The organism is Wenzhouxiangella sp. XN24, assembly GCF_011064545.1.
GTDB lineage: Bacteria > Pseudomonadota > Gammaproteobacteria > Steroidobacterales > XN24 > XN24.
Genome location: NZ_JAAMFG010000034.1, coordinates 618,238 through 638,641 on the forward strand (window position 1 = coordinate 618,238; position 20,404 = coordinate 638,641).

The window sequence follows — 20,404 nt, forward strand, 5'->3', positions numbered from 1 at the left end:
TTGATCAGAACTGGCCGACCGCGAACTTTCGCTTCAGCCGGTTACGAATGTAGATCGCCGACGCGTTCATCGTCACGATCAGGAACAGCAGCAACAGCGTGGTCACGAAGACCATCGGCTTGCCCGCCTCCGAGTTGCGCGACTGGAAGCCGACGTCGAAGATGTGGAAGCCGAGATGCATGAAGCTGCGCTCGAGGTGCAGGTACGGGTAGAAGGAATCCACCGGCAGCATCGGCGCCAGCTTCACCACCCCGACCAGCATCAGCGGCGCGACCTCGCCGGCGCCGCGCGCCATCGCGAGGATCAGCCCGGTCATGATGCCGGGCATGGCGCGCGGCAGGACCACCCGCCGGATGGTCTGCCATTTCGACGCGCCGCAGGCGAGCGATCCTTCGCGCATCGAGCGCGGCACCGCTGCGAGCGCTTCTTCCGAGGCGACGATGACCACCGGGACGGTCAGCAGGGCCAGCGTCAGCGCCGCCCACAGGATGCCGCCGGTGCCGAAGGTCGGACTGGGCAGGCGCTCGGCGTAGAACAACTGGTCCACTGTCGTGCCGAGCGTGTAGGCGAAGAAGCCGAGGCCGAACACGCCGAACACGATCGACGGCACCCCGGCCAGGTTGTTCACCGAGACGCGCACGATGGAGACGATCCGCCCCTGCTTCGCGTATTCGCGCAGGTACAGCGCCGTGATCACGCCGAACGGCGCGACGATGACCACCATGATGAGCGTCATGGCCACCGTGCCGAAAATCGCGGGGAGGACGCCGCCCTCGGTGTTCGCCTCCCGCGGCTCCGAGGTCAAAAACTCCTTCCAGCGCGAGAAATAGACCCCGAGCCGCTCCATCGGGCCCAGGTCGTTGGCCGGATACAGGCGGACGATGTCCGAGAGCAGTTCCTCCTTGGTCCGCCCGCCGATCTCCTCGAGGATGATCCGGTCCTGCCGGTCCTCGACGCGGATCTCGCTGATGCGGGCCTGGTGCCGCGCGAACTCCGCCTCGAGCTCCGCGATGCGCGCCCGGGCCTCGGCCTGGCGCTCCCGATACGCCTCGGAATCCCTGCCCTCGCGCAACTCGACCTTGCGCAACGCGAGCCGCTCGCGCTCCATTTCGTAGTTGACCCGGCCGATGTCCTTTTGCTCGATTTCGCGGATGCGGTGGAAGCGCTCGCGGGCGTCGTCCTGGGCCTCGCGAAGCTGCGCATAGCTCACCTTCGCCATGTCGCGGGGTTCGCCGCCCACGACGAGGCCGGCGATGCGGCCGACGAACGGCCCCCATTCCTGCCGCTCCACGAGGAACATGTCGGCCGGACGCGTGACGTCGGCGACCTCGTAGTCGGAGACCCAGCGGAAATCATCGCCGTAGAGGTCGTAGTTGGCCGAGCGATACAACACCCGGCGGGCATAACCGTCGTTTTCGTCCAGCGCCGCAAGGACGTCCGGAGGGAGGGTTTCGCGGACGTTCTCGCCGACACGGTAGATGCCCGAGCGGGTCGGCTCGCCCGCGATGACCGAACCGTCCGTAAGCGTCACCACCTCGATGGGCTTCGGCCAGAAGGTCGTCGCACCGTTCCAGAACACCATCGCCAGGAAGCCGGCCACCAGGATGATGCCGAGCGCCAGGGCGCCGCCCAGCGCCCACAGCCACGGTTCGCCGACGGCCGACAGGTCGGCGGAATACTTGCGCACGCTGTAGCGTTGCAGGGGTGCCGGATCGGCAGGCAGTCGCGCGGACCCCGGGGCCTCCTTCATCGCTCAGATCCTCCCGTTCACAGCTGGAACGCCCGCTTGCGGAAGCGCTGGCGCACGAGCTCGGCAAGCGTGTTGATGACGAAGGTCATGACGAACAACGTCAGCGCGGCAAGAAACAGCGTGCGGTACAGGGTGCTGTCCTTGACCGCTTCCGGCAGTTCGACCGCGATGTTCGCCGACAGGGTCCGCAGCCCGGAAAAGATGTTCCAGTCGAGTATCGGCGTATTGCCGGCCGCCATGACCACGATCATCGTTTCGCCGACCGCACGCCCCATGCCGATCATGACGGCCGAGAACACGCCGGAGGCCGCCACCGGCAGGATCACCCACATCGCGGTCTGCCAGGGGGTCGCGCCCGCGGCCAGGGACGCGGCGCGCAGGTGGGACGGCACCGAGTTCAGCGCGTCCTCCGCGAGGGTGTAGATGTTCGGAATGACCGCGAAACCCATGACGAAACCGACCACCAGCGCATTGCGTTGCGAATAGGTGTCGATGACGCCGCCGCGTGGATCGTAGCCCAGCGCGGTCAGCAGCGCCGACAACCCCAGGGAGAGCCCGGACGCCGCGAGGAGGAACACGATCCAGCGAGCGAAATCGAGCCGCCCGGCCTGCTCGCGGCGCCGCTCGCGCAGCATCAGGCGCCAGTGGTGGCCCCAGCCACGACCGAATCCCCAGGCCACGAGCATGAAACTCAGCGGGAAACCGACCAGGAAAAGGAACGGCATCCCGGTGCCCACGTCGCCGTTCACCCAGGCCTTGAAGTCGCCGTAGAAGAACAGTCGCTCGAAAGCGGGCCCGAGGCGGTAAGCGACGTAGCCGAAGACGAAGATCGACAGGATCATGAAGAAGAACTTGGGCACCCCGCCGAGCCTGAGCCCCACCTTCGGCGGCAGCATCTGCCAGGTGAAGGCGCCCAGCATCAGCCCCATCGGGATCGAGACGAAGGCGAGCAACACGGCCGCGATCCACTCCTCGACGATCGGCGCCAGCACCAGCGCCGCCACGAATCCCAGCACCACCGTGGGCAGCGACTCCATCATTTCCATGACCGGCTTGACGGTGGCGCGCACCCTGCGATGCAGGAACTCCGAGGTATAGATCGCCCCCAGCAGCGCGATCGGCACGGCGAACAGCAAGGCATAGACCGTCGCCTTGAGCGTGCCGAAAATCAGCGGCACTAGCGAGTACTTCGGTTCGAACACGTCGGTGCCGGAGGACGACTGCCAGGTGTAGGTCGGCTCGGGATAGCCCTCGTACCACAGCTTGCCGAACAGGGCGCGCAGGGTGGTCTCGGGATGCGGGAAATAAAAACGCCAGGCGTCCACGGCGCCGGTGTCGTCCGCCAACAGCAGGCCGTCCATGCGCGGCATGAGCATCAGGTTCGCATCCACGTCGGGATCGCTGTCGCGCTGCAGCTTGAACAGCGTGCGCTCGGCGGTCGAGTAGCGCACCCAGACGCTGCCGTCCGCCCCGAGCGTGGCCATGGCCTTCTTGCGCTGCGCCACCGAAATTTCGGTGACCGGGGTGCCCTGGTTCTCGTGCACCCGGGCGCGCACCATCTCGTAGCCGTCGGTGGTGCCCGCATCCGGCGCCTCCAGGCGGAAGAACACGTCCACCGCGCCGTTCGAACCGCCGACCACCAGCGCGTGCTCCGCGTTGAGGAAGTCCATCGCGGTGATGGCCACGCTCTCGTCGAAAGCGCGGGTGGTCTCGGCCAGCACCGGGTTGTTGAAGTCCCGCAGGTCGTAGCGATAAAGTGTCCCCACGGCCGTGGCGATGATCACCCGATCCGCGGCGCTGTTCATCAGGACGCGGGTGACCTCCGTGTCCTCCGGCAGCGTCGGCAGTGTGGTGGACGTCAGCCGGACGGTCTCCGCGCCGGTCATGAGGTTGCGCTGGACCACCGCGCGCGAGACACGCGCCACGCCGACGGCATCCACCGTGACGAACGAGCGCGTCGGTCGTTCATTCGTGCCGCCCACGCGGTAGTCGATGGCGACGATCGCGTGTTCGGACACCTGCTCCGGCGGGTTCACCCACCAGTTCGGCGACACGGCGCGGTAGTCCCCCGTGTTCAGCAGCCGGTAGACCGTGCCTGCCACCAGGCTGTCCGTCTCGTTCAAGGGTTCGCGCTGTGCGGGAAGGTCTTCCGCCAGGCGCACCGCGACATCGAAACCCACCCCGCCGAAACGCACGCTGCCGTCCGCGAAGCCGAACGCCACCTGGTCACGGGTGACGATCCCGCCGACGGCCGTGGCCCGCGTAGCGAAATCGAACTCGGTCGCCGCGACGGCGGCGCCGGTGGGCAGGTGGAACGCGCTGGCCGTGCCGTCCGCCGTCACGCGGATCCCCATCGTGTTGTACTCGTCCGCGTTCAGCCAGGCGACGCGCTTCGCCGTATCGAGGGTGTAGACGCGATGCTGTTCGACGTTGCCGCCGGAAGCGAGCGGCAAGGCCACCGAGACGAGGAACACCATGATAGTGATGACGGCGACGATCACCAGCAGTCCGCCGATGGTGATCGTCCAGTTGGCGACCCGGTCCCCGACCAGGACGGATTTTTTCGTGCTCTTTTCGCGGCGATGCACCGCGAAGGCATGGGCGTCACCGCTGTTTTCGCCTGAGCGCTTGTCCATCTTCAAGATGTCCCTGGGCCTCGACCTGGTGCCACCGCGAGGGCCCTTAAACCATGCAGCGGTGCGGGACGGGCCCGCACCGCTGCATGCCAGGGTCCTGTAGAACGCTTATTTCAAGCCGAAGATCGCGAGATCCTGGTCGGCGAGCGGCTTCAGCACCGGAAAATAACCGTCACGAACCACGGCCTCCTGGCCCTGCTTCGAGTACACGTAACGAATGAACTCGCCGCGCAACGGGTCGAGCGGCCGGTTCGGGTTCTTGTTGACATAAATGTAGAGGAAGCGGGCGATCGGATAATCGCCGGATACCGCGTACTCCGCCACGGCGTCGTAGCATGCGCCGTCGGCATCCGTTTGCAGCGGCACCGAGCGCACGTCGGCGGTCTTGTACCCCACGCCGGAGTAACCGATCCCGCCGATGTCCGAGGCCACGCCCTGCACCACCGTGGAGGAACCGGGCTGTTCCTTGACCTCGTCCTTGTAGTCGCCGTTGAACAGCGCGACTTCCTTGAAGTAGCCGTAGGTGCCCGAAGCCGAGTTGCGCCCGTAGATCGAGATCGGCCGGTCGGCCCACTCGCCCGTCAGGCCGACGTCGCCCCAGGTCGTGATGTTGTCCGGATACCCGCCATTCCGGGTCTTGGAGAAGATTGCGTCCACCTGCTGCAGCGACAGGCACTGGATCGGATTGTCCTTGTGCACGTACACCGCCAGCGCATCCACGGCGCTGCGGACCGGCGTCGGCGGGTAGCCGTAGCGCTTCTCGAACTCCTGGATCTCCGCGGACTTCATCGGCCGCGACATGGGGGCGAACTGCGCGTTGCCGCCGATCAGCGCCGGCGGGGCCGTGCCCGAACCCTTGCCCTCGATCTCGATCTGGACGTTCGGGTACACCGAGCGGAACCCCTCCGCCCAGAGCGCCATGAGATTGTTCAGCGTGTCGGAGCCGATCGACTTCATGCTGCCGGAGACGCCCGAGACCGGCTCGTAGGTCGGCAATTCCGGATCAACGGTGAGCGCCTGGCCGAACGCCGAAGCGGAAAGGACCAGGCCGGCGCCCAGCGCGAGAAGCTTGCGGGTCATTCGTTGACTCCTTGGGAAATACATGGGGGGGTGTCCTGCCGAATCCGGCATAGATAAGAGACCCGCACACACTAAGGCCCATATGTTACAGAACTATTACAGGGATGACAGTGTTACAAGGAGCCATCAGGCGCCATAATCGGCAAGCCCCCACGGGCCGCGACCGGACCGGGACCGGACCGCGCGAGCCGGCCATCGCCTCGCCGCGAAAAAAGAACGAGGCCGCAGATCCAGCACCCGTGCACGAGCCTGTCCGGGGCCGACGTTGACCGTGAAGAAGGATGAATTAGTTGTCACAAGTTGTTGAATTAACAAAGGAGCTGGTCGCCAGGGCCTCGGTGACGCCGGACGATGCCGGCTGCCAGGAGCTGATGATCGCACGGCTCGAAGCGGTGGGTTTCAGCGTAGAGAGGATGCGTTTCGGCGAGGTGGACAACTTCTGGGCGCGCCGCGGCACGACGGGTCCGCTGCTGTGTTTCGCCGGCCACACGGACGTCGTGCCGTCCGGCCCCGAGACCGCCTGGACCTCTCCGCCCTTCGCCCCCACCGAGCGGGACGGCTGCCTTTGGGGCCGGGGCACGGCCGACATGAAAGCCAGCCTCGCGGCGATGGTCGTGGCCTGCGAGGAGTTCCTCGCCGCGCACCCCGACCCGGCAGGCTCGATCGCCTTTTTGATCACCAGCGATGAAGAAGGCCCGGCGCAGGACGGCACCCGCGCCGTCATCGAGACGCTCGAGGCGCGCGGCGAGAAGATCGACTGGTGCCTCGTCGGCGAGCCCTCCAGCAAAGAGCGGCTCGGCGACATGCTGCGGACCGGGCGGCGCGGCTCCCTGTCCGGCGACCTGGTCGTCACCGGCATACAGGGCCACGTCGCTTATCCCGAGACGGCCGTGAACCCGCTGCACAAGCTCGCGCCCGTGCTCGCCGAGCTGGTTTCCCTCGAGTGGGACGCCGGCAACGACGCGTTCCCCCCCACCAGTTTCCAGCTCACCAACCTGCATGCCGGCACCGGCTTTCGCAACGTCACGCCCGGCTCCGCCGAGCTGAAATTCAATATCCGCTACTCCACCGAGCAGACTTTCGAAGGCCTGCAGGCGCGGATCCACGAAGTGCTGGACCGCCACGGCCTGGATTACCGGGTCCAGTGGCGCGATGCCGGGCGGCCTTTCCTGACCCGGCCGGGCGTGTTCCTCGATGCGGTTCGTGCGGTCGTCCGCGAGGTGACCGGCATCGACCCCGAGCTGTCGACGGGCGGCGGCACCTCGGACGGGCGGTTCATCGCCCCCACGGGCGCCGCCGTCGTGGAACTCGGGCCGGTCAATGCGAGCATCCACAAGATCGACGAGCATGTGCGGATTGCGGACCTCGAGCCGCTGAAGGACCTTTACCTGGCGCTGCTCCGGAAGCTGCTCTAGCGGCGGTTCGCCGGGCCCTGCCGGCTCGCGTGTCTGCCGGCCTGGCGGTCCGCTGGGCCAACTGGTCGACCGCAGGCGCGCGGCGCCACAGGCCGGCCTGCGCTCAGACAAGGAAAAACTCGCTCGGCCGGCCTGTGACACCCCCCGCCCGCTGCCCGGATCGCCAGGGAGACGCCGACGGTCGCCCAGCCGACGCCGTAGCGGAACCGGGGCGTCATGGGCGCACTGCGCGAGCTCAGATTTCGCCGAGCGAAGGGCGCCCGTGATGACCCGGATCCGCGGTCGACCGGAACGAAGGCGCTAAGTGACGACCCGGATCCGCGGTCGAACCGAAACGAAGGCGGATCGAACGTCAGCTGCAGCGATTTGCTAGCTCAAATCTATACCGCACTCGACCATGATGGATTGTGTAAGGAAGCAACCCTTCATGGTGAAGCCTTCCCGTAACAATGCCCGGGCCGATATCAAGGTTTGCAGCAAATCGCATAATGGCGTCACGCGAAAAGTCGCCGGCAAGAACGAATTTCTGGAACTCTGCAGGAGGGATAAGAGTGACCTGTGCAAACTTGTCAGCTTCTTCTTCTTGCTTGCGTCTGCCTGGATGGTGACTTCCGTCTTCCAAAAACGTCGATCGCTTGTCATGCAACAAAATATGTCCAAGCTCGTGGAATAGACTGAACCAGAAAATATCCGCCCAACTTCCTCGAAGAGACATCATAACTACGGCTCTATCCTTCCCGGACCAAAAGGTGGCGCCGTTCGTATAAGTCTTCGGAAAGTGAGGGATGACGATCAAGGACACCCCGCACTCGCATAGAAGCGATCTAAGCTCGCTGAAGAACTCACTCGGGTCGTTGCGCTTTGTCAGCTTTCTAATTTCTGGCAGCGCCTGCTCGAGTCGCTTCTTCGAATACTCTGCACAGCCATCCCGCTTTGAGAGCACCGTACCAGCACGCAACCAAGCCGCTAATGCTTCATGGTTGAGCCCGTCCTTCGAACCCTGCCGAAAGGCCGGACTGTAATCTCTAGTACCTTGGAGGTTGAAAAGAGAAGAAACTCCGAAAAACGAACGGAGATTTTCCACCCGCTCGATCTTTGAATTGGTTTTTTCAACAAGGCCCAGCTTGGCAAGAAGAGCGTAAGGAAATTTCGGAACCAGAACTTCTTCCTTTTTCGCCTCCTTCCTGTCATTCAAGTTCGCTTGAATCAGGCGAAAATCCGCTTCAAGGCGAGACCAGATGTGCGCCGGAACTCCTACAACTTTCTCGAGCTGTATAGACGTTTCAGGCGTAATGGCCTTCTCCCCACGAATGATTTCGTTAATGGCCTGCGCGGGCCTTCCCATACGACGCGCCAGCTCGGCCTGATTCAGCTCTAAATCTGCAAGCACCTCCTCGAGGTACTCACCAGGAGGAATGGCCAAGTCAGACATGAAATGCGTTTCAGTCATCATAGTGTTTGCTCACTTCCTCAATCATGACGATGTTCATCATGTCGCCTTCGAGAGTAAAAATAAGGCGATAAAAACCAGTCAAATTTACGGCGTACTGACCACGTCTCTTGCCCTTCAGCTCATGGCATCGAAGTCCCGGTAGGCACTCAACCTCTTCAAAGGTGTTAGCTGCTTTGATCAGGTTGATCCGCTGGATGTACTTTCGAGCGACATCCTTCCCGAAGGCCTTAACCGCGTGCTTTGACTCTACAAAGCACTTCGCGAGTTTCTTGGTTCGAAACCTGATCTCCACCGTCTTTGATCCGGTCCTGCATGCTGTCCGCCGGAATATTCACCCCATGGGTGAAGACTTTAGCACAAAGGCGCTCCGAAGTTAGGACAACATTCGGGATTGGAGCGCTAACGCGCTCATCGACCGCACTCAACTGCACTCAACCGCAACGGAGACGCGAATCGACCACGGCCGCGCGCCGCCACAGGCCGGCCTGCGCTCAGACAAGGAAAAACTCGCTCGGCCGGCCTGTGACACCCCCCGCCCGCTGCCGGGATCGCCAGGGACATGCCGACGGTCGCCCTGTCGATGCCGCAGCGGAGCCGGGGCGTCATGGGCGCACTGAGCGAGCTCAGATTTCGCCGAGCGAAGGGCGCCCGTGACGACCCGGAGCCGCGGTCCATCGGAACCAAGGCGCTAAGTGATGACCCGGATCCGCGGTCGAACCGAAACGAAGGCGGATCGACCGCGGCGTCACGGCGCTGAAAAATCCGAATCCTTGGATCAAAAGCCCAGAAACAACATATCCAGCGCCGTGGAGATTTCGTCCTGCTTCTCAGCAAGGCTGCCAACTCGAGAGCGCAATTCGCCTGCGGGAACAGCAGCCATGTACTGCGTTGCCATTACCAGCTCCTGACCCTCGATGCGAAATACAGGATTCAGCCGCTGGGCAGGGGACGGCGCGGAAGATTGGGGCAACAAGGGCACGACAACTCGCGTATTCAAGCCGCTGAGAAGGTCTGACTGAACGTCCAGCAGATAGCCGGCCTCATCCTCGTTTTTGAAGATGTCAAAACGGGCCATCAGAATTGACGGTGGCGAGCCAGGGGCAAGCCATTCGCTTCAACGTACGAGTTAGAGCTTGCCAGTGCTGTGGCATTCTCCTTGAGCCACCTCTCCTGCTTGTGCAGTCTCACGGCCTCGGCGATACCCGCCTCCGCGGCCCGCGACACATTGATTCCAAGGGCTTTCGCCTCTTTGAGAAGCGCACTATCCAGCGACAGGTTGGTCGGCTTTCGGGTGGATTTGTCAGCTTCAGTAGCCCGCATGGTCTAGTCCTTGCTCACCATCATGCGCCTATCCTATGCCCACATGAAATGCCCATCAAGCATGCATGGCGAGCTCATGCCTCACGCAGGCGAATGCTCCAATTCAGTCGCCTGAAGAACGAAACAAAGTCGCTGGTCGACCACGCTCGCGCGAGCCAAACCCGCCTCGACGACGCGGATCGACCGCAGCGGCCCGAGCCACGCCTGCCCTGCCGACGCCGCAGCGGAACCGGGGCGTCATGGGCGCACTGAGCGAGCTCAGATTTCGCCGAGCGAAGGGCGCCCGTGATGACCCGGAGCCGCGATCGACCGTGATGACCCGGATCCGCGGTCGACCGGAACGAAGGCGCTAAGTGACGACCCGGATCCGCGGTCGACCCTGACGGGCCGAGCCGTCGATCAGCGCCCGACCGCCCGAAAGTTGTTCCAGAGCGCGACCAGCGCCAGCGGCGTGAGGATGATGAGCATCCACCCGGCCATGCTCAGGCCGAGAAACGTCCAGTCGATCTTCGCGCAGTCGCCCGAACCCTCGAGCACCATGCCGATCGCCTCCCAGAACGGGAACACGTCCATGATGAAGTCCAGCCCGGGCCCGCACTCGGGCACCTCGTCCGCCGGCAGGCCCTGCAACCAGACCTGGCGCCAGGCGAAGCCGATGCCCGCCGCCGCGGTGACGGCCGCAAGAACGCCGTAGACCCGCGCGCCGCTGCGTCCGGGGTTGTGCGCATAGGCGGCCAGCAGGACGAAGCCGAGCGCAAGCACGGCCACCCGCTGGAATACGCACAACGGACACGGTTCCAGCCCGAGCACGTGCTCGGCATACATGGCATAGCCCAGCAGCCCGCCGCAGAGCAGCGCGCCGGCCCCGTTCACCATGCGGCGATCGAGGCCGCGCAATCCCGTTCTCTCAACCATTCCTGACCTGTCGCTCCGCGTCTTCGAGGCTCACATGGCGGATGTCCTTGCCGCGCACCATGTACACCACATACTCACAGATATTCTTGCCGTGATCGCCGATGCGTTCGAGCGCCCGCGCCACCCACAGCATGTCCAGCACCCGGTGAATGCTACCCGGATTCTCGGTCATGAGGGCGATCGCCTGGCGCGACACGGCTTCGTACTCCCGGTCCACCGCCTGGTCCTGGCGCACGACACGCATCGCTTCCTCCGGGTCCATGCGCGCGAAAGCATCCAGGGCACGATGCAACATGCCGCCCGCGAGCTCGGCCAGCTGCTGGATGGCCTCGTAGCTGTCGGTCGGCCGCTCCTGCGACGCCAGGCGCGATGCAAGGAAGCCGATCTTTTCGGCTTCGTCGCCGATTCGCTCGAGGTCCGTGATGGTCTTGACGATGGCCATCACGAGGCGCAGGTCGCCGGCCGTCGGCTGGCGGCGCGCGATGATCCGGCTGCAATCCTCGTCGATCGCAACCTCCGCCCGGTTGACCTTGTAATCGTCCCGTGCGACGCGCTCGCCAAGCGCGCTGTCGCCCCGGACGAGCGCCTCGACGGCCCGGCGCAGCTGTTCCTCGACCAGTCCGCCCATCGCCATCACGCTGTTGCGCACGGCTTCGAGTTCGGCGTTGAACTGGCGCGACCAATGGTGGGTGAGATCCTGGTGTTCCATGGCGGGACTCGACGGACGGCGGAACAAAAAGTGTTGCACGCGAATATGACGCTTGGATGACAGCCCGGTTACGACTGCGCGGAAGACTGGAACAATACACCATCGGACACGCCGTTTCCGGAAAAAATCCCGCCAAAACAGCCGTCAGCCGCTGTCACTCCATTGTAATAAACGTGCGCAGCCCGGCGCTTGATGAAGCACGGGATGACGGTCAATATGAGCGGCATGCACACCGAGATCGAGCGCAAGTTCCTGGTCGCCGGGACTGAATGGAAATCACGGGCGGAAGGCCGGCGTATCCGGCAGGGCTACCTGTCGGTGGACCCGGCCCGCAACGTCCGTGTGCGCGTTGCGGGAGAGCAGGCCTGGCTGACCATCAAGGGCGTCACCACGGGCGTGTCGCGCGCCGAGTACGAGTATCCGATTCCGCCGGACGATGCGGACCAGCTGCTGGAAACGATGTGCCTGCAACCGCTGATCGACAAGACGCGTTACACGCTGTGCGAAGCAGGGCAGCGCTGGGAGATCGACGAGTTCCACGGGGCCAATGCCGGCCTGGTGATCGCCGAGATCGAACTGGACAAGGAGGACCAGGCCTTCGATCGCCCCGCCTGGCTCGGTGCCGAAGTCTCGGACGATCCGCGTTACTACAACGCGAACCTGCTGCGCCATCCCTTCAGGGACTGGTAGGCGCGCGCCCTGCTTCCGATCCCGATCCCGATCCCGCTGCGGCCGCCGTCGCATCGCCCGGAACCGCGCCGTCGCCACCGGTGTGTCCGTCCGTCGCCTCGGGACCGGCGGCAATGCGTCCCGGGGGAAAGCGGCAGGTGAAGCGGCTGCCGGCGCCGATCTTGCTTTCCACCGCGAGGCGCCCGCCGTGTCGCTGCAGCACGTGCTTGACGATCGCCAGTCCCAGGCCCGTGCCGCCCGTGGTTCGGTCGCGCCCCTTGTGCACGCGGTAGAAGCGCTCGGTCAGCCGGGGAATCGCCTCCGCCGGAATACCGATGCCGTCGTCTTCGACCGACATCCAGCCCTCCTCGCCTTCCATCCGCCAGCGGATGCTCACGCGACCATCGGTCGGCGTGTACTTCAGCGCATTGCCGATGAGGTTGGCGAAGGCCGAGTAGATCTCCGACTCCACGCCGAGCAATCCCGCCTCCGTATCGAGGTGCAGCTCGATGACGCCGGGGCGCTGCGGACGCGCCAGGGCCTCCTTGCGCAACACGGTCAGCATCGCGGCGACGTCGACGTAGTCGCGCTCCGCTTCCGGCGCGGAGGCCTCGAGGCGCGACAGGGTCAGCAGGTCCTCGATGATGCGGCGCATGCGCTCCGACTGGCGCGCCATCTCGTCCACCGGCTCACGCCAGTAGTCCGCGAGTTCCGGATCGCCGGCGAGCGAATCGAGATATCCGCTGATCACCGTCAGGGGCGAGCGCAGTTCGTGCGAGGCGTTGGCCACGAAGGTGCGGCGCACGGTCTCGAGGCGCACCTCGTGCGTGATGTCCTTCGCCAGTAACAAGTGCTGGGTCTCGCCATAGGGCACGACCTGCAGCGACAGCTTCACGGCTTCGTCCGGCGGCGAGGCCATGCGCAGGTTGCTGTCGGTACGTGCGGCGCGGAGAAAGGCAGCGAATTCGGGGGCACGGAGCAGGTTCTCGATGCGCTGGCCGCGATCCGCGGGGCGCAGTCCGAGGAGCCGTGTCGCGGCCTCGTTCAGCCAGACGATTGCGTTGTCCTTGTCGAGCACCACCCCGGCGTCGGGCAACGCCTGCGTGGACTTGCGAAACTCTTTCAACACGCGCGCGAGGCGTTTCTTGCGTGCGCGGCTCTGCAGCCGCAGGCGATGCAGCTGGGCGAACACGCCACCCCACAGGCCGGCCGCGTCGCGCGGCGGCTCTCCGAGCTTGCGTCGCAGCCACGATTCCAGCTGCCAGAGATGCCACAGGTGCCAGCCGAGATAGGCCAGCAGCGCGGCGGACAACCACGCCAGGGGCTGGCCGAAGAGGTAACCGAACAGGGCCGATACGAACAGCAGGGCGAGCAGCCGCCCGGCGACGTAGCCCCACGGGCCCTCGCTCACTCGTCGACCTGTTCGGAGAAGCGGTAGCCCGCGCCGCGGACCGTCTGGATCAGGCGATCGCAACCGGACGCTTCGAGCGCCTTGCGCAGGCGGCGGATGTGGACGTCCACCGTGCGTTCCTCGACATAGACGTTGCCGCCCCAGACCCGGTCCAGCAGCTGGCCCCGGCTGTAGACGCGATCCCGGTGCCCCATGAAGAACTTGAGCAGGCGGTATTCGGTCGGCCCCAGGGCGATGACCTCCTCGCCCGCCGTGACGCGATGGCTCGCCGAGTTGAGGCGCAGCGCGTTGGCGGCCAGCACTTCCTCTTCCTCGCCGGGTCCGCCGCGGCGCAGGACCGCCTTGATGCGCGCCAGCAGCTCGCGGGGCGAAAAGGGCTTGGTGATGTAATCGTCGGCACCGCCTTCGAGGCCGCGGATCTTGTCCTCTTCCTCGGCGCGGGCGGTGAGGATGATGACCGGGACTTCCCGCGTGCCGGAGTCTTTCTTCAGCAGGCGCGTCAGTTCCAGGCCGCTCATGTCGGGCAGCATCCAGTCCACGAGCACCAGGTCGGGCAACTGGTCGGCCACCGCGATTCGCGCGGCCCGGCAATCCTCCGCCTCCCGCACGTCGAATCCCGACCTCCGCAGCCCGAATGCGATCATGTCGCGAATCGGCTTCTCGTCCTCGACGATCAGGATCTGCTTGGCAGCCATGGTATTGCCCAGTTGTATGACTGCGTCATTACAGCAACCGCCGGTTACAGATTTGTTAAAGCCCGGCCATCTTACTGATTCTTCAACGGCTCGGGCCACCCCCTTGCCAGGCCACCCGCTCACGCAGGTAGACGGGCAGCGCCTCCTCGGCCGGGACGGCGAGGCCCCGGGCACAGGCATCGGCGGCGATGTCCAGCAGGTCGCGGGCGCGCGGCGCAAGCGCGCTGTCGGCCGACACCACGCCGGCCGTCGCGGCGAGGCCCGGCCAGGCCGCGAAGGCGGAGCCGGCGCCGCGCCAGTCCCTCCCGGGAGCGGCGAGATCGCCGGGCGCCAGCAGGGCTTCAGCCCCGACGAGCACCGGCAGGCCGGCCGCATCGATCTCGTAGGCCCCCGCATAGACCTCGCCCATGCGGGCATCGAACGCGACAAGCACGCGCTGCCAGCCGTGCGCGCGCCCCGCCGCCAAGGCGGCCGCCGCCAGGTTGGACACCGGCACCACCGGCAGGCCGGCGCCGAAAGCGATGCCCTGCGCCACGCCGGCGGCGATCCGCAGGCCCGTGAAACTCCCCGGCCCGCGACCGAAGGCGATCGCATCGAGGTCCCCGAGGCCGATACCCGCCTCCGCGAGACAGGCCTCGGCCATGGGCAACAGGGAAGCCGCGTGCTTGCGCGGCGCCGCCTCGTCGCGCTCGATCAATGCGCCCCCTGCGCGCAGTGCCACGGAACAGCCATCCGCCGCGGTGTCCAGCGACAGGATATTCACCCCGCATCCTCCAGCGTGGTCAGTCCGAGGCCGAGCAGGAAATCCACGGCCTCGTCCGCTTTGCGCACGATGGGCATCGGCGGCAGGCTGACGAGAAACACCCGCCCGTAACCCTTGCCGAGCAGGCGCGGATCGCACACGACGGCCAGGCCCGCGTCGTCCACGTCCCGGATCAGGCGGCCGATGCCCTGCTTGAGCGTCAACACCGCCTGGGGCAGCTGCACGTCGCGGAACGGCTCGCGACCCGCCTCCCGCGCCGCCTCGAGCCGTGCCTTCAGCAGCGGATCGTCCGGCGCCGCGAACGGCAGCTTGTCGATCAGCACCACCGACAGCGCCGGCCCCTTGACGTCCACGCCCTCCCAGAAGCTCTGCGTGCCCAGCAGCACGGCATTGCCGAGGCGACGAAAACTCGCCAGCAGGTGGGCGCGCGGTTCGTCTCCCTGCACCAGCACCGGAAAGCCGAGTTCCGCAGCCCGCGGCCGCAGCAGGCGGGCGGCGGCCTGCAATGCCCGGTGGCTGGTGAAGAGGAGAAAGGCCCGCCCGCCGCTCGCTTCCAGCAACGGGGTCGCGATGTCCACGACCCGCCGCGTGTAGTCGGGGTCCGACGGCGCCGGCAGGCCTTCCGGGATGTAAAGGCGGGTTCGGGCACGGAAATCGAACGGACTGTCGAGGCGCAAAGTCTCGGCCTCCTCGAGGCCGAGACGATCGAGGAAGGCGCCGAAATCGTCGCCGACCGCGAGGGTCGCCGAGGTGAATACCCAGCCGCACTCGCGCGCGTTGATCTGCGCGGCCAGGGCCCGCCCGGCGTCCACGGGGGCGGCATGAAAACTCGCGCTGCGCCGTCCCGTCTCCGCCCAGCGCAGCTCGAATCCCCCGCCGCCCTCGCGCACCGTCCCGAGCCGGGTCGCGAAGGCGCGGGCGCGTCGTTCCACCGCGTCCAGGCCGGCGCTCGCGCCGCCGAGGGTCTCGCAGGCATCCGCCAGCGCGGCGGCCGCGTCTTCCAGCGCGGCGAGCGCCGTGTCGCTGCTCGACGGCAACTCGGGCCAGGAGATGCGCCCCCCGGCGCCCGCCAGGAGTGCGGCGGCGTCCCGTGCCGCACGCTCCAGCGCATCCACGTCCGCCTCCAGCGAAGCCTGCCAGGCGCCCGCCTTCAGCGCTTCGGCCCGCGTGTCCGCCACCAGCCCCAGCGCCTGGCGCGTTCCCGCCGAGACACCGAAGAAACGCGCCGCGATCTCCGGCAGCTGGTGAGCCTCGTCCACCACCACCGCGTCGGCCCCGGGCAGCAGCTCGCCGAAACCCTCCTCCTTGAGCGCGAGGTCGGCCAGCAGGAGGTGATGATTCACCACGACCACGTCCGCCTTGAGCGCTTCGCGCCGCGCCTTGACCACGTGGCAGCGCTGGAACTCCGGGCATTCCTGGCCGAGGCAATTGTCCGCGTTCGAGGTCACGCGACCCCAGACGGGCGCGTCCTCGGGGATGCCGGGCACCTCGGCGATCTCGCCACGCGTCGTGATGCCGGACCACGCCTGGATTTTCGCCAGCCGCGCGGTCTCGCGGATGACGCCGGGACCTTCGTCCAGCGCCAGCTCCAGCCGGTGGCGGCAGAGATAATTGCTGCGCCCCTTGAGCAGCGCGACGTGCACCGGGCGCCCCAGCGCGCCCGACAGGGCCGGCAGGTCGCGGCGGAACAGCTGGTCCTGGAGCGTCTTGGTCCCGGTGGACACCACCACCTTCAGTCCCGCGGCGAGCACCGGCGCGAGATAGGCGTAGGTCTTGCCGGTGCCCGTGCCGGCCTCGACGAGCAGGATGCTGCGGGTCGCCAGCGCCTCGGCGACGGCCTCGGCCATGCGCCGCTGTCCTTCGCGCGGCCGGAATCCCTCGAGCGAGCTTTGCAGGATGCCGTCGGCGTCGAAAGCCGCGCCGATGTCGATGGCGTTCACGATCCGCCGTCGGCCTGGCGCAACAGGTAGCCGGCCTCGGCGCGCGCGGCGGGATCGCGATCGGCCAGCGTGAGTGCTTTCTGCGCCATGCTGCGCGTCGCGGCGAGTTCCCCGGCGGCCAGGCGCAACTTGCCGAGCTCGATCCAGATCCACGGGTTCTGGCTGTCGATGCGCAGGGCCCGCTCGAGTGTGGCGCCGGCCGCCGCGTCCCGTCCGAGGACCCGCTCGCGGCGGGCCTCGTCGATCAACGCCTGGCCGGCGGGATGATAGTCCGGCTCCAGTTCCACGTCGGGTCCCGCACCGCCCGGCAGCGCCGGAAATTCCTCCGGCGGCGTCTGCGGATCGCCCGGCAGCTCGCTGATCGGCGCCTCCGGGCCCCGGCCATGGCGCGGCTCCTCCGCATCCGGCGCCGGGACCTGGCCGATCGGCAATCCCGCGCAACCCGCCAGGACGGCGGCCAGCGAGAGACTCATCGCGCGCAGCCAGTGCCGGTCCGCTTGCCTGCGTCCGTCGTGCCGTTTCATGTTCCGCCCAGCGCTCGCTTCAGCCATTGCAATCCTCGTTCGATCGGCGTCTCGGTCCAGGGGTCGCGCGGCGCGCAATCGCGCCGTGTTTCCAGCGCGGCGCCCTCGGGCACCGGCACGACCACCGTGTCGGCGCAGTCGCCGCGCGCCAGCAGGCCCGTGGCGTATTCGATCTCGGCCTCGACCAGCCCGGTCGCCGCTTCCGGCGCCAGGTCCGATGCACCGAGCCCGGCCATGATATCGGCCCAGATGGGCAGTGCGCCGCTCGCACCGGTCAGCCCGACCGGCGCGTTGTCGTCGCGCCCCACCCAGACGACCGCCAGAGTATCGCTCCCGAAGCCCGCGAACCAGCTATCCCTAAACTCGCCTGAAGTGCCGGTTTTGCCCGCGTACTGCCGTCCGCCGAGGCGCGCCGCCGCACCGCGCGCCGTGCCGCGCTCGAAGACCAGGCGCAGGCCGCGCTGCAGCTGGGCGACGGCCAGCGGATCCGCGACGGCTTCGATCTCGAGCGGGTAGCGCGACAACGGCGTACCCGTCTCGTCGAGCACCGCCTTGACGGCGCGCAACGGGGCGCGAAACCCGCCGGCCGCGATCGTGCCGTAAATCTCCGCGACGTCCAGCGGCGCGTAATCGACCGAGCCCAGCAGCAGCGACGGAAACGCCGGCGGCGGCGCCGTCCCGGCCAGGCGGCCGAGGCGCCGCGCGACGGTCTCCACGCCCAGCTCGAGACCCAGGTTGACGGCCGGGAGATTGAGCGACTCCGCCAGGCTGCGGGCCATCGACACCGGGCCGAGCGGCTCCCCGGAGAAATTCTCCGGCTGCCACGTGCTGCCGTCCTCGAGGACCACGGTCACGGGCTCGTCGCGCAGTGTCGAGGCGAGGGTGTGGCGTCCGGACTCGAGCGCCGCGAGGTAGGTCGCGGGCTTGACCAGCGAACCGATCGGGCGGCTCGCATCCAGCGCCCGGTTGAGCCCGTCGAAACTGCCGTGCGCGCCGCCGACCAGTGCCAGGACCTCGCCGGTCGCAGGGCGCGTCACCACCGCGGCGCCCTCGACCTGCGCCAGCGCCTCGCCGCGCCGCCGCAAGCGCTCGATGCCGTCGCTCACGGCGGCCTGGGCGCTGCGCTGCGCCAGCGGATCGAGCGTCGTGAGCACCACCAGGCCGGCGGAATCGAGGTCGTCATCACGATAGTCGCGCTGCAGCTGGCGACGCACCAGGCCGAGAAATGCCGGCTGGTAAGCCGGCCCCGCGGAGGCCGCGCCCCGCAACCCGAGCGGGCGGCCTGCCGCCGCGCCGGCGCGCTCCGGATCGAGCGCGCCCTGGTCCGCAAGAATCCCGAGCACCAGGTCGCGTCGCTCGCGCACCCGTTCGGGATGGCGCCACGGATTGTAGAAGGACGGTCCCCGGACGATCGTCACCAGGGTGGCGATCTCGGCAGCGTCCAGCTCCGCCAGCGGCTTGCCGAAATAAAAGGCGCTCGCCAGGCCGAAGCCGTGAATCGCGCGGCGCCCGTCCTGGCCCATGTAGACCTCGTTGACGTAGGCGGTGAGGATCTCGTCCTTGCCGTAGCGCCGCTCCAGCAACAGCGCCATGGCCGCCTCGGTGAACTTGCGCCGCCAGGTGCGACGGCTGTCGAGGAAATAGCTCTTGACCAGCTGCTGGGTCAGCGTGCTGCCTCCCTGGCGCACTTCCCCGGCGCGCAGGTTCACCAGCAGCGCACGCCCGATCCCCTCCGGGTCGAGGCCGCGATGGCTTTCGAAACGCCGATCCTCGACCGCGATCAGGGCGGCGGCGAGCAGCGGCGGAATCTCCTCGGGCGCGAGCACCATGCGATCCTCGCCGTGGGCGGGGAAGATGCTGCCGATGCGCAGGGGGTCGAGCTGTAAAAACGGCAGCTCCCGGCCCTGCGCGTCGCGGATGCGCAGGATCCCGGTCGCGTCGAAATCGATCTGCGCCACCTGCGCGGCGCGCGGGCCCTCGGCGAAACGGAAGGCGCGGGTCATGAGACGCACGCTGTTCCCCTGTCGCCACCAGAAGCCGGCGCGCGGGGCGCTGCCGTCGGCCTGCCGATAGCCCTGCGCCTCGAGCAGTGCCGTGAAACGCTCGATCCCGAGCGGGCGGCCCGCGTAGAGCTCGACCGGCGCGGCGAAGACCTGGGCCGGCTGGTCCCAGCGCCGTCCCTCGAACTGGCTCGTGATGCGCATGTCGAGCCAGGCGATCCACCCGGCGCCGGCCACCAGCGCCAGCAGGGCGGCACCGATGATCCAGCGCCGCAGACCGCGCTTCGGGCGCGCTGCGGCGCGCCGCGCTCGCCGGGACGGCTTCCTGCGGGTCATGGCGCATCCTCCGGGGCCGATTCATCGACCATCGGCCGTGCCCGGAAAGACACGAGACCGGCCGCGCCGGGGGGGAACTCGCCCGGCAGGTCCCAGCGGATGAAAGCGTAATCTTCGGCTGTGGCCCGGCGCGGGGGTGACTGCAGATCCTGCTGGAGATCGTCCTGGAGATCCTCCTGCAGATCCTCCTGCCGCGGCTCCTCTGTGACCGGCAGGTCGAGTTCCCCGGCAGGCGCGAAAACGACCCCGTCCACCGAGTAGGTCACGACCGCGCCCGGCCCCGTGGCGCTTCCCGCGACGTAATGCACGCCCTCCGGCACAGGAATCTCGATCCGCAGACCGGTGGCGGGCTCCGCGCCGAGGTGACGAAAGCGGCCCGTGTAAAGGATCTCGGCCGAGCCGACCGGCGGCGGCTCGGGCACCAGCCGCTCGGTGCCGTTCTCCTCGTCCACGAGCAGCCAGCCGGATTCCAGCCTGACGTCGGCCACCGCCAGCAGGCCAGGGCGCGCCTCGACCATCTCGGGCACGACCGACGCCGCGGGGTCCGCCGATTCCGTCGCCGCAGCCGGCACCACCGCCATGAATGCCACCGCCATGAACGCCACCGCCATGAACGCCACCGCCATGAACGCCGCCACCATGAGCACGGCCGCCATGAACGGCCGCGCCAGCAAAGCCGGCCAGGCCGGTGCCCGGCGGCGCACCCGTTCGTCTCCCAGGACCTGCAAAAGCTTGACTCTCACCACTATTCAGCTATATTGTGCATTGCATCAATGCTGCATTGCATC

18 protein-coding genes are annotated in these 20,404 nt (G+C 67.2%); 2 read left to right on the forward strand and 16 right to left on the reverse strand.

Going from position 1 to position 20,404, the window contains the following annotated elements:
• Positions 1-4: 4 nt before the first annotated feature.
• From pstA to G6032_RS10615, 3 genes are all read right to left on the reverse strand, one after another.
• Positions 5-1,750, reverse strand: a complete 1,746-nt coding sequence (gene pstA / locus G6032_RS10605; RefSeq protein WP_165282083.1) for a phosphate ABC transporter permease PstA — start codon at positions 1,748-1,750, stop codon at positions 5-7.
• A 17-nt stretch (positions 1,751-1,767) separates the two neighbouring features.
• Positions 1,768-4,386, reverse strand: a complete 2,619-nt coding sequence (locus tag G6032_RS10610; RefSeq protein WP_206211915.1) for an ABC transporter permease subunit — start codon at positions 4,384-4,386, stop codon at positions 1,768-1,770.
• A gap of 108 nt (positions 4,387-4,494) precedes the next feature.
• Positions 4,495-5,466, reverse strand: a complete 972-nt coding sequence (locus G6032_RS10615; protein WP_165282084.1) for a PstS family phosphate ABC transporter substrate-binding protein — start codon at positions 5,464-5,466, stop codon at positions 4,495-4,497.
• A 290-nt stretch (positions 5,467-5,756) separates the two neighbouring features.
• Here G6032_RS10615 and dapE point away from each other — a divergent pair, with 290 nt between their 5' ends.
• Complete coding sequence (gene dapE, locus G6032_RS10620; protein ID WP_165282085.1) at positions 5,757-6,881, forward strand: succinyl-diaminopimelate desuccinylase; 1,125 nt, start codon at positions 5,757-5,759, stop codon at positions 6,879-6,881.
• A gap of 352 nt (positions 6,882-7,233) precedes the next feature.
• On the opposite strand, the gene G6032_RS10625 is transcribed toward dapE, so the two are convergent.
• The 6 genes from G6032_RS10625 to phoU form a co-directional block, all read right to left on the reverse strand.
• On the reverse strand, positions 7,234-8,334 hold the full coding sequence (locus tag G6032_RS10625) for a HigA family addiction module antitoxin (protein WP_165282086.1): 1,101 nt from the start codon (positions 8,332-8,334) through the stop codon (positions 7,234-7,236).
• Complete coding sequence (locus G6032_RS10630) at positions 8,324-8,626, reverse strand: type II toxin-antitoxin system RelE/ParE family toxin (protein ID WP_165282087.1); 303 nt, start codon at positions 8,624-8,626, stop codon at positions 8,324-8,326. The genes G6032_RS10625 and G6032_RS10630 overlap by 11 nt, the downstream gene beginning before the upstream one ends.
• A gap of 483 nt (positions 8,627-9,109) precedes the next feature.
• Positions 9,110-9,409 carry a CcdB family protein gene (locus G6032_RS10635; protein WP_165282088.1) on the reverse strand — a complete coding sequence of 100 codons (300 nt, stop codon included), beginning with the start codon at positions 9,407-9,409 and terminating at the stop codon, positions 9,110-9,112.
• Positions 9,409-9,654, reverse strand: coding sequence for a type II toxin-antitoxin system CcdA family antitoxin (locus G6032_RS10640; protein ID WP_165282089.1), 246 nt, complete (start codon positions 9,652-9,654; stop codon positions 9,409-9,411). Before G6032_RS10640 ends, G6032_RS10635 begins: the two co-directional genes overlap by 1 nt.
• Positions 9,655-10,053: 399 nt before the next feature.
• Complete coding sequence (locus G6032_RS10645; RefSeq protein ID WP_240902116.1) at positions 10,054-10,569, reverse strand: disulfide bond formation protein B; 516 nt, start codon at positions 10,567-10,569, stop codon at positions 10,054-10,056.
• Positions 10,562-11,278: a phosphate signaling complex protein PhoU gene (gene phoU / locus G6032_RS10650; protein WP_165282090.1), complete on the reverse strand. Its 717-nt coding sequence runs from the start codon at positions 11,276-11,278 to the stop codon at positions 10,562-10,564. Before phoU ends, G6032_RS10645 begins: the two co-directional genes overlap by 8 nt.
• Positions 11,279-11,482: 204 nt before the next feature.
• Between phoU and G6032_RS10655 the strand changes: the two genes are divergently transcribed.
• Complete coding sequence (locus G6032_RS10655; protein ID WP_346763799.1) at positions 11,483-11,968, forward strand: CYTH domain-containing protein; 486 nt, start codon at positions 11,483-11,485, stop codon at positions 11,966-11,968.
• On the opposite strand, the gene phoR is transcribed toward G6032_RS10655, so the two are convergent.
• From phoR to G6032_RS10690, 7 genes are all read right to left on the reverse strand, one after another.
• A complete protein-coding gene (phoR, locus tag G6032_RS10660) occupies positions 11,955-13,358 on the reverse strand; it encodes a phosphate regulon sensor histidine kinase PhoR (RefSeq protein ID WP_165282091.1) in 1,404 nt (467 codons plus the stop codon). The two genes, G6032_RS10655 and phoR, sit on opposite strands and share 14 nt — an antisense overlap.
• Entirely contained in the window at positions 13,355-14,053 is a 699-nt protein-coding gene (gene phoB, locus G6032_RS10665; protein WP_165282092.1) for a phosphate regulon transcriptional regulator PhoB, read from the reverse strand. Before phoB ends, phoR begins: the two co-directional genes overlap by 4 nt.
• 82 nt (positions 14,054-14,135) lie before the next feature.
• Positions 14,136-14,816 (reverse strand): tRNA (adenosine(37)-N6)-threonylcarbamoyltransferase complex dimerization subunit type 1 TsaB, encoded by a 681-nt coding sequence (tsaB, locus tag G6032_RS10670; protein WP_165282093.1) that lies wholly within the window; start codon positions 14,814-14,816, stop codon positions 14,136-14,138.
• Positions 14,813-16,756 (reverse strand): ATP-dependent DNA helicase, encoded by a 1,944-nt coding sequence (locus tag G6032_RS10675; protein ID WP_346763800.1) that lies wholly within the window; start codon positions 16,754-16,756, stop codon positions 14,813-14,815. Before G6032_RS10675 ends, tsaB begins: the two co-directional genes overlap by 4 nt.
• Complete coding sequence (locus tag G6032_RS10680; protein WP_165282094.1) at positions 16,753-17,280, reverse strand: hypothetical protein; 528 nt, start codon at positions 17,278-17,280, stop codon at positions 16,753-16,755. The genes G6032_RS10675 and G6032_RS10680 overlap by 4 nt, the downstream gene beginning before the upstream one ends.
• Complete coding sequence (mrcB, locus tag G6032_RS10685) at positions 17,277-19,616, reverse strand: penicillin-binding protein 1B (RefSeq protein ID WP_165282095.1); 2,340 nt, start codon at positions 19,614-19,616, stop codon at positions 17,277-17,279. The genes G6032_RS10680 and mrcB overlap by 4 nt, the downstream gene beginning before the upstream one ends.
• Positions 19,613-20,359, reverse strand: coding sequence for a hypothetical protein (locus G6032_RS10690; protein ID WP_165282096.1), 747 nt, complete (start codon positions 20,357-20,359; stop codon positions 19,613-19,615). Before G6032_RS10690 ends, mrcB begins: the two co-directional genes overlap by 4 nt.
• Between the last annotated feature and the right edge of the window lie 45 nt (positions 20,360-20,404).

Excerpts from the sequence above, each read along its gene's own strand:
- pstA (WP_165282083.1), bottom strand. The coding sequence starts at position 1,750 with ATGAAGGAGGCCCCGGGGTCCGCGCGACTGCCTGCCGATCCGGCACCC.
- G6032_RS10610 (WP_206211915.1), bottom strand. The coding sequence starts at position 4,386 with ATGGACAAGCGCTCAGGCGAAAACAGCGGTGACGCCCATGCCTTCGCG.
- G6032_RS10615 (WP_165282084.1), bottom strand. The coding sequence starts at position 5,466 with ATGACCCGCAAGCTTCTCGCGCTGGGCGCCGGCCTGGTCCTTTCCGCT.
- G6032_RS10625 (WP_165282086.1), bottom strand. The coding sequence starts at position 8,334 with ATGATGACTGAAACGCATTTCATGTCTGACTTGGCCATTCCTCCTGGT.
- G6032_RS10635 (WP_165282088.1), bottom strand. The coding sequence starts at position 9,409 with ATGGCCCGTTTTGACATCTTCAAAAACGAGGATGAGGCCGGCTATCTG.
- G6032_RS10640 (WP_165282089.1), bottom strand. The coding sequence starts at position 9,654 with ATGCGGGCTACTGAAGCTGACAAATCCACCCGAAAGCCGACCAACCTG.
- G6032_RS10645 (WP_240902116.1), bottom strand. The coding sequence starts at position 10,569 with ATGGTTGAGAGAACGGGATTGCGCGGCCTCGATCGCCGCATGGTGAAC.
- phoU (WP_165282090.1), bottom strand. The coding sequence starts at position 11,278 with ATGGAACACCAGGATCTCACCCACCATTGGTCGCGCCAGTTCAACGCC.
- G6032_RS10655 (WP_346763799.1), top strand. The coding sequence starts at position 11,483 with ATGACGGTCAATATGAGCGGCATGCACACCGAGATCGAGCGCAAGTTC.
- phoB (WP_165282092.1), bottom strand. The coding sequence starts at position 14,053 with ATGGCTGCCAAGCAGATCCTGATCGTCGAGGACGAGAAGCCGATTCGC.
- G6032_RS10680 (WP_165282094.1), bottom strand. The coding sequence starts at position 17,280 with ATGAAACGGCACGACGGACGCAGGCAAGCGGACCGGCACTGGCTGCGC.
- mrcB (WP_165282095.1), bottom strand. The coding sequence starts at position 19,616 with ATGACCCGCAGGAAGCCGTCCCGGCGAGCGCGGCGCGCCGCAGCGCGC.